Raw genomic sequence first — 14968 nt, forward strand, 5'->3', positions numbered from 1 at the left:
TCCACTAAACATTTCACGGCGCCGTTCGTCTTAGCTTCATCGTTCGCCGCCAAGGCCGCCCTGACCATGAGAGTATCGTTGGCCCTACTCCTGCTCCTGAGCGCCTGCGCCTCGCCGCAAGCCAGCGACTCGCCGGCACGCGGCACCGTGAAAAGCGTCGAGCAACTGTCGACCTTCTCCCGCCAGTCGATCGATGCAAAGAACAAGTTCGTGGCATTGAGCGGCGCCGCGCAATGTGACGTGCAAGTCATACAGGTGACTTACGACAGTATCGGCGTGCGTAGCGAGCCAGTGACACTATCGGCAGCGATCTATGTTCCGCAGGGCTGTGCCGGGCCGTTTCCGTTGCTCGCCCAGGCGCATGGCACGCAATCGGACCGCAAACGTTCGTCGGCGGAAGTCGATGCCGGCAACACCGCCATCACGTTTTTCGCCGCCCAAGGTTATTTGGTCGTCACGCCCGATTACCTCGGGCTCGGCAAGTCCGACTATCCCTTTCACCCCTATCTGCACGCCGACTCCGAAGCCAGCGCCATCATCGACGCCATCCGCGCGGCACGTGCAGCGGCTCGCGATCTGGCCATTCCCGCCGACGATCGAGTGATGTTGTTCGGCTATTCCCAAGGCGGCCATGCGGCGATGGCCGCGCAGCGCGAGATCGAAAGAAACCACGCCGGTGAAATCAAACTGATCGCGTCCGCCCCCATGGCTGGGCCGTACTATCTATCGCAAACATTCCTCGGCTCTTGGTTCGGCTACACCGCGGGCGAGCCGAACTCGTTGGCCTCGGAGTTGTTCGCGTACACACTGCTCAGCTACAACCAGGTCTACGGCCTGTATTCGGATCCCGGCGAGGTCTTCGCCGCGGCTTATGGGAAACCAGTCGAGCAACTGTTCTCCGGCGCGCTGACCATCACCGAAATCGACCGCCAGCAGGCGCTGCCCGCGGGTGGCAAGCTCAACGAGCTGAGAAATCCAGCCTTCAGCGCCGCGTTCCTGCTCGATGAGAATCAGCCGTTTCGCAGGGCGCTACGCCAGAACGATCTTCTCGACTGGCGCCCCGCCGCGCCCACGATCCTGTGCGGCAGCAGTCGTGACACCGTGGTCGACCTGCAGAATGCCTATGCCGCGCAGACTGCATTTCGCGCACGAGGCGCCGACGTAGCAGTCATCGACGTGGCGGACAGCATTCCACCCGAAGTGGATGGCACCGGCCATCACCGTTACAGCATGGCCTGTTACAGCGCCGTCCGACGCCAGCTGTTCGATCCGATCCGACGCGGTGAGATCAGAACGACGCGCGCAAGGTGAGCGTGAAGTTCATCGGCTCGCCATAATAGTTCTGCCGGGTCGCGTTCGTGACGCGCTCGTAGTAATTCTTATCGAACACATTGTTCACGTTCAGCGAGGCGTTGAGCCGCTCGGTGATTCTGTAACCGACGCGTGCGGACACGATGCTGTAACCGCCGGACTCGAAGCGAACCGTGCCGGCGTCGCTGTACACGCCGCTCGAGGTTCGCACACCGCCACCAACGTCCAGCCCACGCACCCAATGGTCGGGCAGCGTGTATGTGGTCCACAGAGTGAATGCATGCTTCGGAGTCAGCGTGCTCAGCGGCTGACCGGTCTGTATCGCCGTCGCGCCACGGATGAATTCGGTTTCCGTGAAGGCATAGCCCGCCGTGAGATTCCACGCCGGCGTGATCAGACCGCTGACTTCTGTTTCGAAGCCCTGGCTGCGCGCTTCACCGATCGGCACGAAGAAGCCCGCGTTGTTCACGTCCGCGATGGAGCGGTTCTCGTCCTCGATTCGAAACACCGCCGCGCTGGCATTCAATCGCCGCGCCAGGAACTCGCCTTTGACCCCCGCTTCATACTGCGTGCCTGTGCGTGGCTCGAGCTGAGTACCGAGCGCGGTCCGCTGATTCTGGGGCTTGAAGATATCGGTGTAGCTTGCGTAGAGCGTCAGCGCATCGGTCAGGTCATAGACCACCGCGGCATACGGAGTAAATTCGCTTTCCGCCTCGGCGTCGGACAGCACCGCGCGCGTCACCGGATTGCGCACCGTGGACTCCCACCAACTGACACGGCCGCCCGCGATGAACGTCAGCGAGTCCGTTGCGCTCAGGCGCAGTTGACCATAGAAGCCATACTCTTCCGCCTTCAACACCTCGTCGGTGGCGGTCGTGTCGACCCATTGCGGCTCCACGAGCTGGAAGTTGTGATTGAACACATTGGTCGTGGCGACCGTCGAATCGGGCGTGCGGTCCTCGCTCTTATCGAGCTTGCTGTAGTCCGCACCGACGGTGACCACATGGCCGCGCCCGAGCCATTCGAACGGCGTGCTCAGGAACACATCGGCCCCCGTGCTCTCCTGCTCGAAATCCAGCCGAAGGTATTGCAACCGTACGTCACCGTTGGCGGCAACGGCGCCCGCACCACGCATGCCTTGATAAAACATATCCCGGTTCTGGCGACGCACGGCGACCTTGAACTGTCCGCCGTTATCCAGCCGCTGCTCCAGCTCGGCAAACAAATCCATGTTCTCCATGTCCTGCACGTTCCAATCCGACACCAGTGCGGTGGAACGCGCGACATCCAGCAACCTGCCATCGGCATACGCAGGCAGGCCTTGATTGAAGACAGCGTCGACTTCCTGATATGTCCCGCCCACCGAGAGCGTCGTCGATTCGGTCAGGTCAGTTTCCAACGTGCCGTAGATCACCTGCTTATCGGCAGGCGAATGATCCAGATACGAATCGCGATCCTCGTACACCGCAACCCCGCGGGCCCGCACGGTGCCGGCATCGTTGAGCGCGCCGGTCACATCGAGCTCACCGCGATAGCTATCCCAGGAGCCGCCGCTCAGCAGGCTGTTGAAATGCGCTGTCTCCAGCGCGCGTTTACGCGCCAGATTGACCGTCAAGCCCGGCTCACCCGTGCCCTTGAACAAGCCGGCGGCGCCGCGCATCACTTCGACGCGGTCGTAGATCGCCAGATCCAGGTCGGCCACGATGCTCTCGCTGCGTACATTCAACCCGTCCAATTGAAACGAGTCGGTGGTATAGCCGCGCGCATACGAGGAATTGAAGAATCCCGAGCCGTCGCCCCGCTGCACGGTCACACCCGTGGTGTTCTTGAGCGCTTCGGGCAATGAATTGATATTTTGATCGTCGAGGCGCTGCCGCGTGATGACCGACACCGATTGCGGGATCTCTCGCAGCTCCTGGCCGCCTTTGGCGAGCGTGACCGCAGTGGCGGCGTAGGAACCGTTGTTTTCGGTCGTCACCTCCGTCGCGCCGTCGACCCGGATCTTGCCCAGGGTTTTGGCGTCAGCCGTGGTGGAATCTGCGGCAACAGCCGCCAGCGGCGCCAGTAACACCGCAGTCACGGCCAACGACAACGCTCTCGACGGCCAGCGGCGGTCGGACATCTGCTCTAACATTTATGACTTCCATGCAGACACGGGCCCGCGACGCGGACCGATGTCATCGGCTGTTCGGCAAATGGTGGCTTGCCGTCACGACTGACCGCGCAGCAAGGGGTCAGGGAGGGCTGGCTGAATATGTCGATCTGTATATCGACGAGCAGATGATAACAGTTCTCAACTAGAGAACAAGCGTCAGCCGCGTCGTTGCCGAAATGTTTCAGCCACACTGGCGATCAGCGCCGGCGCCCGGATGATTTCGGAATGGTCGGCCGCGATACTGTGCTCGCTTCGCGCCTGCCCCAGTGTTTGTATCAGATGCGCCTTATGCGCCGCGGGCCGATCTTCTATCCACCAGTAATCCGCCTCCGTTCGTAACGTGGACAGCGCCGTTGTTTGTATCGTGAGCCGGATCAGCCAGCGATGTGTGATGAACGCGCGCAGGATCTCGACGGCATCCAGCTCCCCGAACGCCGCCCGCGTCGCGCCGGACCGGGCATTCAACATATCCTGAATGAACGGCACCACCGCCGGATCGTCTTCCAGCGCCTCGATGGAATCGAAGCGCAACCCATCGAGTCGCGTTTCATCTATCGAAGCCTGCGGCAGCACGCCTCGCAAGAACGCGACAAATGGCTGCCGCAGCGACCGCTCGCCGGGGCGATCGGGAAGCGGAACGAAGCTGTCGATGAGACCGAGAAACTCGACTCGCTCACCCTCGTCTTCGAGCATCGCCGTGATCGTTGCGGCCAGCACCCCGCCTAAGGAATAGCCCAGCAGCGCATACGGCCCATGCGGTTGGACCTCACGAATCATCGCGAGGTAATCCGTCGCCATCTGCTGAACCGAAACATCGCGATGGTTGAAGTCGAGCAGCATGCGACACATCACACCGTAAACCGTGCACGTTCCGTTCAAAGCACGTGCGAGCGGCAGGTACTGAAGCGCCGGCCCACGCCCTGAATGCAGGCAGAACACCGGCGTGCCTGGCATCGAGGCATTCAGACGAATAATGGATTGCGAGGCGCCGACCTGGTCGCAGCGCGAAGCGACCAGACCCGCGATGGTCGGATATCGCATCAGATCGCCAATCTCGAAATCGAGCCGCAGGTGTGACAGTGCGCGCATCTGCGTACGCGCCTGTAACAACAGCAGCGAGTGTCCTCCGAGCTCGAAGAAGTTATCGTGTCGTCCCACCCGCTCGACATTCAGCACCTGCCGCCAGATGGCCGCCAGCGCCTCCTCCACTTCGCCTTGCGGCGCCTCGAAACTCGCCGCGTGCGGCGCCGGCAAGCTGCGAATATCGATCTTGCCGTTGGCGTTCACGGGCAAGACCGGCAGCACGATGCAAGCGGCGGGAAGCATGTATGCAGGCAAACGTTCACTGAGTGACTGCTTGAGCTGCGACTCGTTCAATGTCGCGCCCGGCTGCGGAGACACATAAGAGATCAGTTGACTCCCGCCGCCTGTATCGCGCACGACGGTGACTGCGGCGCTGACATGGGGTTGTCGCAGCAGTTCCATCGTCACCTCGCCGGGCTCGATGCGAAAGCCGCGGATTTTCACCATCTGATCGGTGCGGCCCAGATATTCGATTGCACCGTCCGCGCGCCAGCGGACGCGGTCGCCGGTTCGATACAGGCGTGTCGATGCGGAGTCCGCCCACGGGTTCGCGATGAAACGTTCGCAGGTGGCGGACGCACGATTCATATAACCTCGCGCGAGACCGGCGCCGCCGATATACAACTCACCCATCGCCCCCGGCGCCACGGGCTGCAGCGAGTCATCCAGAATATAACATTCGGTCGCGCCGATGGGCCGGCCGATGGCAATTCGCCCGGTCGCGGCCTCGCTCGCATCGATCGCATGACAGGTGGCAAACGTCGTCGTCTCGGTCGGCCCATAGCCATTGATGAGCGCGCCGCCCGCCAGTCGCTCGAGAGCCTGCACCGCGTGGGGCGCGGAAATCGCTTCACCGCCAGTGAGCAATTGTTGTAAGCCACGCAGTGAGCGACCGTGCCGCTCGACCATTTTATTGAACAGCGCAGACGTGAGCCATGCCGTCGTCACCCCGCGCGTCTCGATCAACTCCGCCAGGCTCTCCAGCGGCACGCTGCCCGCCGGGGCTTGCACCAGCGTGCCCCCGTTACACAGGCAACCCCAGATCTCCAAGGTCGAGGCGTCGAATGCCACCGGTGCGAATTGCAGCACACGCTGGTCACGATCGAGCCGTGCAAAACCGCCGGCAGTCACGCGTTGAACGATGGCCCGGTGAGTGACAGCGACACCTTTCGGTCGGCCCGTGGAACCCGATGTAAACAAGATATAAGCCAGCGTGTCGGCGTGCGACACAACCTGCGGATCATCCGATGGCCAGGCCGGATCTTCGATTGCGCTGAGCTCAGCGGGCCCGAGCACCAGGTGCACACCGCTCTCCTCCTGCATGAGGATGCGCCGTGCCGCTGGATACGCAGGATCGAGCGGCACATAAGCGCCGCCAGCTTTCAGAATGGCGAGCAGCGCGATCACAAGTTCCGGCGAACGCTCCAGCGAAACACCGACGGGCGTTTCCAGCTTCACGCCGCACGCAATCAAACGATGCGCGAGTCGATTGGCCCGCGCGTTCAGTTGTGCGTACGTCAATTGCTCGTCGCCGGCGATGAGCGCGATTGCCTGCGGCTGCGCGGCCACTTGCTGCTCGAAACATCGATGCACCGGTCGCGAATCGTCGCTCGCGGGCGCACGTGCGCGCTGCCAGAGCTGCAGCTTCGCGCGATCCGCGTCTGTCAAATGATCCACGCGTTGTAGAGGGCCGGCGGCGCTCTCCACCAGACCGACGATAAGCCCAGCCAAATGACCGGCAAACGCATCGACCGACTCCGCATCGAAGTGCGCCTCGTCATAGCGAAACCGAATCGAGATCGTCCGTCCCTGCGTGACCAGGAGCGTCAACGGGTAGTGGGTCTCCTCGCGATGACGCGTGCCGCTGAGCTTGGGACTGCCGGGCGGCAGCGATCGAAGCGCCGCATCGATTGGATAGTTCTCGAACACCAGCACCGTATCGAACAATCCCCGCCCGCCGAGGCCGGCCCAGCGCTGAATCTCATAGAGAGGCGTGTGCTCGTACTCTCGGGACGCGAGGTTCTGCGCCTGCAGGTCCCGCAGCCAATCGCCCACGATGCGCTCCGGCGCCGGTGTTGCAATCACCGGCAGCGTGTTGATGAACAGCCCCAGCAACTGCTGAATGCCGGCGAGCTCGACCGGCCGACCGGCGGTAGTCGCACCGAACACCACCGTTGCGCGCCCGGTATGACGACGTAACAGCAGCGACCAGGCCGCTTGTATCAAGGTATTGAGCGTCACGCGCTGCTCGCGACACGCCGCTGTGAGCTTGGCGGCCGTTTGCTCATCGAAGTTCAGCGCATGCTCGGCATGCCCCTGCCCCTGGATCGGTTTGGGAACGACGTCGGCGAGCAACGTCGGCTCATCCAGCGCCCGCAGCTGAGATTGCCAATAGCGGGCGGCGCTCTCGTGACTTCGATCCTGCAGCCACGCGATGTAACTTTTGTAGCGTAACGTCGGCGCCGGCACGCGCTCGCCGGCGTAATGACGCATGACCTCGCCCATCAGTTGCGATGTGCTCCAGCCATCCAGCAACAAGTGATGACGCGTCCAGATCAAGTGATGTCGGGTCGGCCCGATGCGCACCAGGGTCAATCGCATCAAGGGCGGCTGTGCCACGTCGAACCCACGGTCGAGCTCACTTTGCGCAAGCTCACTCAAGGCTCGCGTGTGATCCGCTCGCTCGCGCCAGTCGTGCGCCTCGATCGGCACGCTCGCCGCATGAGCCACCCACTGCAGCGGCGGCTCGGTTCCATGCAAAAAGCCGGTGCGAAGAATATCGTGTCGATCGAGTGCCGCCTGCCACGCCGCGCAGAAGCGCTCCTCATCGAGCGCGTCGATGTCGAGCCGCAGCTGATTGATGTACGCGATTCCCCGCGGGTCAGACAACCCTTGAAACAACATGCCCGCCTGCATGGGCGACAAAGGATAAAGATCCTGCAACCGATGTGCCGGCATCGGCAGCGCGTCGAGCTGCGGCTGAATCAATCGAGCGAGCGGAAAATCCGAGGGCGTGACAGCGCGCACGCCACTACAACAATGCTCGATGATCTGCTCGAGCTCCGCTTCGAAACTGCGCGCCAACGCCCGCATGGTTCGAGCTGCATAACGACGCTTGCTGTAGCGCAGATTCAGGCGCAACTCACCGCCAAAGACCCGTCCATTGACGGTGAGCTCGTGCCACGCGGGCGCACTGGGATCGGCCGCGCGCCCGACCGACTCTTCGGCCGGCGTCCACGTCGAATCGTTCTCGAACGTGCCATCGAACTGGCCCAGGTAGTTGAACGCGACCGCTGCACGCGGAAGTTCCGCCAGTCGCTGCCGCTGCTCATCGCTGCCCAGGTGTCGGAATGCACCGAAGCCAATGCCGCGGTTGGGAACGTTCCGTAGAGTTTCCTTCACCTGTTTCAAAGCGGCATCCAGCTCGCCTGCCGCCGCCAATGCCACAGGAAACAAACTGGTGAACCACCCCACCGTGCGCGATACGTCCACGCCGGCGAAGATATCCTCGCGGCCGTGACCTTCCAGGTCGATGAGCACGCGCTGGTGCCCGCTCCAGTTCGACAGTGCTCGCGCGAGTGCAGTCAACAGCAGATCGTTGACCTGGGTTCGATAGGCGGCTGGCGCTTCCTGCAACAGTGCCCGTGTTCGCAACCGATTCAACTTCACCTGCGCGACCGCTTGATGCTCGAGCGCTCGCGATCCTGTGGGGTGATCGACTGGAAGCGTCGAGCAATCGTCCGCCGAGCTCTGCCAATCATCGAACTCCTCCGGATGCGTGCTGGCGTACTCTTGCAGCTGCAATGCCCAGCGCCGATAACTGCTGGTCCGGTCCGGCAACTCGATGGCTCGATTTGCCTCCGCTTGCGCGTACGCGCTACGCAGATCTTCCAGCAACACACGCCACGAGACGCCATCGACGATCAAGTGATGCAAGACCAGCAGCAAACGCCAGCTGTCATCCGCGACGTGAATCGCGACGGCTCTGAGCAGTGGCCCATCGCTCAGATGCAACGAGCGCTGCGCTCGCGAGCAAAGCATCTCGATTTCTTTCCGACCGCGCGCCGAGCGAACCTGGAGCATCGCCGGCGGGGCTCCGGCGGAATCGGCATAGAACTGCTGCCACGATCCATCGACCTGCTTGAAACGCAGCCTGAGCGCGTCGTGCTGAGTGACGAGCGCTTGCAACGCCTGCTCTAACGCCGCGATATTCAAGGGCACTGCCGAACGCAGTAGCACCGCTTGATTCCAGTGATGGCGGGCCGCGATGTCACGAGCGAAGAACTCGGCCTGAATAGGTAGCAAGGGAACCGACCCGTGCAATGCTTCGGCGGGTTGCTCGGCCGGCGTCGAGTGCGGTTGCGCGACCGCGGCCAATGCCGCCACCGTTTGATGTTCGAACAACTGCCGCGGCGTGATCGCCCAGCCCGCTTCGCGCGCCCGAGCGACGATCTGCAAGCTCAGAATGGAGTCGCCCCCCAAGACAAAGAAATTGTGACGACGACCGACCCGCTCCGCCCCCAGCACCTCCTGCCAGATCTTCGCGAAGGCGATTTCAACCTCGCCCTCAGGAGGCTCGAAGCCCTCCAGCGCCGCGCCTGCCACTGATGGCAATGCCTTGCGATCGATCTTGCCGTTGCTCGTGAGCGGCAAGGCCGGCAACACGAGAATGCTCGCGGGAAGCATATAGTCGGGCAGCGAGCGGGCCAGGCGATCACGCAATTGCTCGCCACGGATCTCCGCGCCCTCATACAAAGTCACATACGCAACGAGCCGGGTCGATCCACCGAACTCATTTGGCACGACCGGGGCCTCGCGCACCTCAGGCTGCGACAGCAACTGCGCTTCGATCTCGCCCGGCTCGATGCGAAAGCCGCGAATCTTCAGCTGTTGGTCCACGCGTCCGAGATATTCGAGCTCGCCATCGTCGTTCCAGCGGGCGCGGTCGCCCGTGCGATACAAGCGTGCGCCGGCTCGACCGATCGGATCGGCGATGAAGCGCTCCGACGTGATGCCGGCCCGATGCAAATATCCGCGCGCGAGTCCCGCGCCTTCTACGTATAGCTCGCCAGGTACACCGGGCGGCATCGGCGATAAATCGGGTCCGAGCACTCGCATCCCCAGATCTGGAATCGTCTGGCCGATCGGACTTCGCGCTGCATTCAGATCCGCGAGCGTGATTGGGCGAAAGGTGACGTGCACCGTGGTCTCAGTGATGCCGTACATATTGATCAGTCGCGGCCGCGCGTCGCCAAAGCGTTCGATCCAGGGACGCAACGTCGACGGACTCAGCGCTTCTCCACCGAAGATCACGACGCGCAAGGCCAGATCGTTCGTTTCATACAATGCGGGCACGCGCAGCAGCTGTTGAAACGCCGACGGGGTCTGATTGAGCACCGTGACTCGTTGCTCGCGCAGCAGCTGCAGAAACTCCTCGGGCGCACGGCTGATCGCATGCGGCACGATGACCAGCCTGCCGCCATGACACAAGGCACCGAACAACTCCCACACCGAGAAGTCGAATGCGTAGGAATGGAACAGCGTCCAGACGTCGCTGGCATCGAATGCGAACCAGTGCCGCGTGGCGTCCAGCAAACGCACGACATTGGCATGAGTGAGTTGCGCGCCTTTCGGCTTGCCGGTGGAACCGGAGGTGTAGATCACATACGCGAGTTGGTCGACGCGCATCGGAACATTCGGATCGTGCTCGACTGGCTCGCCTGCATCGGGTGCATCTATCTGCAGCACCGTCACGCCCGGCGCAGCTTGCAAGCATTCGCTGGTGTCGGGCTGGGCCAATACCAGCCTGACGCCGCTATCCTCCACCATGTGGCGCAAGCGCTCTTGCGGATACTCGGGATCCAAGGGCACATATGCAGCGCCGCTTTTCAGCGTGGCCAGCACGGCGATCACCATGTCGATGCCGCGGCCCAAGCAAACGCCGACCATGGCTTCCGGTCTCGCGCCCGCTGCGATCAGACGATGCGCGAGACGGTTGGCACGCCGGTTCAACTCACCATAGCTGATCGAATGCCCTTCGCACGTGACTGCAACCTCATCGGCACGACACCGCGCCTGTTCTTCGATCAGCGAATGTAACGTCTGGCTCGCGGTGTGTTGCCCCGTGACGGCTCCCCAAGCGGCCTGCGCTTCAAGCTCGGCAGGGCTGCGCAGTTCAACTTCCGCAAGCTTGCCATCGGGACGATCGACCAGGTGGGTCAGCACGTTCTCGTACCATCGAGCCAGCCGCACAATCGAGTCGGCATCGAACAAATCCGTGTTGTATTCCATGCGCCCGGCAACGCGCTGCGCGCCCACGGTCACATCGATGGACAGTTCGAACTTGGCGGTGTCTTTGCGAAATCGCAGCGGTTCGACGCGCAGGCCGGCCAGCTCCAGCCGTTCGGAGGGCTCAGCAGTTTGACTGCTGAACATCACTTGGAACACCGGGCTGCGGGCCGGATCGCGCTCCGCCACGCGGCTTTCGCAAATGCTTTCGAACGGCAGGCCGGCGTGATCGAGCCCGGCCAACGCGTCGGCTCGCACTTGTTTGCAAATCTCACGCAGCGTCATTTCGGGACGCAGGCGGGCGCGAAACACCAGCGTATTGACGAAAAATCCCACCAGCGACTGCACTTCATGACGCAGGCGGCCCGAGGTCGGCACGCCAATCGCGAAGTCCAATTGAGCGCTCCAGCGAGACAGCACGATCTGCCACGCCGCCAGTAACACCACAAACGGCGTGCATCGCTCGTTGCGACAGAACTGATGGAGACGCGCGACCAATGCCGCATCCAGCACGAACGGCTCGCGAGCACCGGCGAATGTCTGTCGCGATGGGCGCACGCGATCCGCCGGCAGCTCCAGTGCCGGGACCGCGGCACCCAGATATTCATTCCAAAACTTCAAATCGCGGGCAAGCTCGCCGGCTTCCGACCGCGCCCGCTGCCATCGTGCATAGTCCGTGTAGCGAATGTCGGGCGGCCTCAATCGCACAGCGCCGTCATCCTGCAAGGCCCGTGCGTAGGCATCGCCCAGATCCTTCGCGATGATCGGATTCGACCACGCGTCAGACACGATGTGGTGCATGCAGGTGACCAGGACGTGCTCCTGCGGTGCCAGCGCGATTACATGCGCAACCAGCAACGGGGGCTTCGACAAGTCGAAGACGTGAGTCACCGTACGTTTCAAACATTCCATCAACCGCGCTTCGCGCTGTGCCTGCGGCACGTCGGACACATCATCCTGCCGTAGCTCGAACGGCACAGAGGGCATGACCTCTTGAAATGGAATTCCGCGATTCGAAGCAAAGCGAGTCCGCAGCGAGGCATGACGGTCGATCAATGCGACAAACGCACGATTCAGCGCCGTAACGTTCAACGGTCCGTGCAAGCGAAAAGCCCGCGACAGGTTGTAAGCGGTCAGCGTCGGCTCGAAGCTCTGCAGCGACCACAACTGTTGCTGCGAGAACGAGAGCGGCGCCTGCGCCTCAGGTCGGGCCACGATCTCGTCGGTCGCGGCCAGCTCACTATCGAGCAACGCGTTCAGCAATTCGTCTTGCGCCTGGCTCATGCCGGGTTCATCTCCTTGGCTGCGGCGGCCTGCGACCGCGCCCGCTGCTCCAGCTCCGCTCGCTCCTCGGGAGACAGCTGTGCGAGGCGCCGGTGCAGTTCGGCCAGACGTTCCAACTCAATCGGATCGGTGCATCGATTCTGTAACACGTCGGCAAGCGCGGCCGCGGTTCGATGATCGAACACCAGACCGGGCGGGATCTCCACCTTCAGCAGCCTGCGCAGGCGGGCCACCAGTTTGATCACCAGCAAAGAATGACCGCCCATCTCGAAAAAATCATCATCGATGCCAAGGCTCTCGCGGCGGAGCAACTGGGCCATGCAGTCCGTCAGCACGAACTCGACCGCGGTCCGTGGCGCGCGAGTCGTTGTCATGAGTTGCGACTCTATCGGCAGCTTCGCAAGACTGACACGATCGACTTTGCCGTTGGCGAGCCTCGGCAATTGCGTCGTCACCTGCCAATACGTCGGCTGCATATGAATGGGCAGGAGCGTGCCGACGCGCTCGCGAATGCTTTCAATATCGGGCGGCGACGACCGCGATGTATCCAGAACCAGATGCGCGACGAGCTCCGTGGCGTCCCCGACCGTGCGGGGCGTGACGACCGCATGACGCACGCCATCGATCGCATTCAACGTCGTCTCAATTTCCTCCGGGGCGACTCGAAAGCCGCGAATCTTCAGTTGCCGATCTGCTCGGCCCGTGAGTCGCAGGCCGCCTTCGGCCCGCCGGTACGCCAGATCACCGGTTCGATACATGCGCTCGCCGGGCATGAACGGATCGGTGATGAATGCCTGCGACGAGGACTGACCGTAATAACCCTGCCCCACCTGCGCGCCACCGATATAGAGCTCGCCGACCGTGCCGACTGGGGCGGGCTGCAGCTCGCCATCGAGCACGTAGATACGGTTATTTGCTAATACGCGAGTGAGCGGCAAGCCGCCCTCGGCCGCCTCGCCCTTGCGCGCTTCATGAATCATCACACCCACCGTCGTTTCGGTCGGGCCGTAGTGATTGAAGACTTCGCAGTCCGGCGCCACCTCGCCAATGCGACGGATCAGTGCCGCGGAGGCCGGCTCGCCGCCGAGGATCAACTTTCGCGGCAGACTCGGCTGTTCGGTATCGAGCAACGCTTCCAGATGCGAGGGCACGATCTTCAATGCATCGATGCGCGCCTCCCGAAGAAAACGACAGAACGCCGAGCCGCTTTGCATCTGTTCGGCGCTGGCGATCACCAGGCACGCGCCGTTGAACAAGGCACCGAACAACGCGGTATAGCCGAGGTCCGCTGCCACCGTGCTGCTGAGCGCCCAGCGTCGAGAATCAGCGAGGCGCATCGCGTGAGAGGCCGCCGCCACATAGTTCAAGAGATTGGCGTGATCGATCACTGCGCCCTTGGGCGTGCCCGTCGAGCCCGAGGTATAGAGAACGTACGCCACATCGCTCAATGACGGTCCCGACAACGGGCCCGATGCATTCGAGGCGCGATGTTCCTCTCGCGAACCTTCATAGACAAGCACCGGCTGTGTATCCGCAAGCACAGCCGTCTTGCGTGCCGCGGGCCAGCTTGGATCGAGCGCCACATAAGCGGCACCACAGCGCCACGCTGCGAGCATGGCGACAACCCATTCGATAGAACGATCCAGGTCGAGTGCGACGCGGGCGCCCGAGCTGACGCCCTGTGTTCGCATCCAGCGACTCAGTCGATCGACCCGCAACTCCAGCTCCGCATAGGTCAATGCGCCGGACTCGGATTCGAGCGCGATGGCATCCGGACGCTGCCCGGCCCATTGAGCAACGATCGCTGGTATGGCGAGCGGCCCGACATCATATGCATCGCCGTTCATCATGCCGAGGCTCCGTCGAGTGTCGAGCGCTCGAACATCGCACCCATCGCAACGATGATTTTTCTGGGCCCCTCGTAGGGATCGCGCGCGTGCGCCGCGAGCATATTGTCGAGCATGATCACATCGCCCCGCTGCCAGGCGAATCTCACCGCGCAGTCCTCATAGGCTCGCCCGATGAGCGCCACCATCTCGTCGTCGATAGCGCTGCCATCGCCGAAATACACGTGACGCGGCAGCCGCTCCAGGCCCACCATATCGAGCAGATCCTCGCGCACATCGGCGGGTAAACAGCTCGCGTGGTGCAGTTGGATTTGATTGAAGAACACGCGCTCGCCACTGAGCGGATGACGAATCACCGCCGGACACCGCGTACGCGTTTGCAGCTCGCCGCTCTCCAGCCAGCGCCAATCGATACGCGCCTGGCGTAAGCGCTCCTCCACTTGCGGCTTGTGATCTGTCTTGAAGAATTCCTGCCAACTCACATCGAGCCGATGTGTGAAGGTGCGCACGTACAGCAGTTGTTTTCGCTCGAACGTATCGACCAGCGCCGCTGGCAGACGGCGCAGCACCTCGCGACAGTCGACGATCGGGGTCGCTCCGCCCTTGCGCGCGGGGACCGAACAGTAGAACCACTGCTTCCGCGGCCAGCGATCCAGGTGCGAGCCTTCGTTGTGATACAGAATCATCTGTTGCTCGGGATACGGCGTGGAGTGATAGATCCGCTGGCCGCCCTCGAGCTTGGGCAAATCGCCGTAGCTGCCGAACAGCTCCGGCTCGATCGACTGCGCGAACGCTTCGAAGTCGAGCGGCGTGGCGAGCGCGAAGCCACGGAACAGAATGCCGCCGTGCTTCACCACCAGTTGCTCAATCCAGTCCCGATGCGCCTGCGCCCAGGCCACCGCGTCCAGATCGCTGCGGGCTTCGATGACCAGCGGGAAGTCCGCTCCCGCGCGCAGCGGCGCGAGTCTCACATCGTCGCCGGTACTCACAACGCCCATGT

Annotated in this window: 4 protein-coding genes and 1 pseudogene; 1 reads left to right on the plus strand and 4 read right to left on the minus strand. The window is 62.7% G+C overall.

Annotated elements, in window-relative coordinates; all coding sequences use genetic code 11:
- Positions 1–66 precede the first annotated feature (66 nt).
- Positions 67–1311 (plus strand): alpha/beta hydrolase family protein, encoded by a 1245-nt coding sequence (locus ACFPN2_RS34025; RefSeq protein ID WP_380605085.1) that lies wholly within the window; start codon positions 67–69, stop codon positions 1309–1311.
- On the opposite strand, the gene ACFPN2_RS34030 is transcribed toward ACFPN2_RS34025, so the two are convergent.
- From ACFPN2_RS34030 to ACFPN2_RS34045, 4 genes and pseudogenes are all read right to left on the minus strand, one after another.
- Positions 1289–3445 (minus strand): TonB-dependent siderophore receptor, encoded by a 2157-nt coding sequence (locus ACFPN2_RS34030; protein ID WP_380605087.1) that lies wholly within the window; start codon positions 3443–3445, stop codon positions 1289–1291. The genes ACFPN2_RS34025 and ACFPN2_RS34030 overlap by 23 nt on opposite strands.
- Positions 3446–3622: 177 nt before the next feature.
- The gene (locus ACFPN2_RS34035) at positions 3623–12121 is read right to left on the minus strand and encodes an amino acid adenylation domain-containing protein (protein WP_380605088.1); all 8499 of its coding nucleotides are present in this window, start codon (positions 12119–12121) and stop codon (positions 3623–3625) included.
- On the minus strand, positions 12118–13971 hold the full coding sequence (locus tag ACFPN2_RS34040) for a non-ribosomal peptide synthetase (RefSeq protein WP_380605089.1): 1854 nt from the start codon (positions 13969–13971) through the stop codon (positions 12118–12120). Before ACFPN2_RS34040 ends, ACFPN2_RS34035 begins: the two co-directional genes overlap by 4 nt.
- A pseudogene (locus tag ACFPN2_RS34045) lies at positions 13968–14939 on the minus strand (TauD/TfdA family dioxygenase); the annotation flags it as partial. The pseudogene ACFPN2_RS34045 and the gene ACFPN2_RS34040, both read right to left, overlap by 4 nt.
- Positions 14940–14968 lie beyond the last annotated feature (29 nt).

Source organism: Steroidobacter flavus, from assembly GCF_042651805.1.
GTDB lineage: Bacteria > Pseudomonadota > Gammaproteobacteria > Steroidobacterales > Steroidobacteraceae > Steroidobacter > Steroidobacter flavus.